Source organism: Streptococcus sp. WM07 (genome assembly GCF_004570525.1).
GTDB lineage: Bacteria > Bacillota > Bacilli > Lactobacillales > Streptococcaceae > Streptococcus.
Genome location: NZ_SPPZ01000272.1, coordinates 1 through 385, shown reverse-complemented (window position 1 = coordinate 385; position 385 = coordinate 1). Strand labels below are relative to the sequence as shown.

1 protein-coding gene is annotated in these 385 nt (G+C 48.3%); it reads left to right on the top strand.

Annotated elements, in window-relative coordinates; all coding sequences use genetic code 11:
- Positions 1–385, top strand: a 385-nt coding sequence (locus E4T71_RS09230) for an ATP-binding cassette domain-containing protein (protein ID WP_135039003.1), incomplete at both ends; no start/stop codon positions are given.

Genomic DNA, 385 nt, shown 5'->3' with positions numbered 1-385 from the left:
GACCTCTGTCAATAAGGATATTAAGCAGGTGCGCAAGAAGGTTGGGCTGGTCTTTCAGTTTCCAGAAAGTCAAGTCTTTGAGGAAACAGTTTTGAAAGATGTTGTTTTTGGACCGCAGAATTTTGGTGTGTCAAGGGACAAAGCTGAGGCGATTGCGCGTGAGAAATTGGCCTTGGTCGGAATATCCGAGGACCTGTTCGACCGCAGTCCCTTTGAATTGTCTGGTGGACAAATGCGACGGGTTGCGATTGCAGGTATCCTGGCCATGGAGCCAAAAGTATTGGTTCTTGATGAGCCAACAGCAGGGCTTGACCCAGCAGGTCGTAAGGAATTGATGTCGATTTTTCAACAGCTTCACCAATCGGGCATGACGATTGTCCTAGTG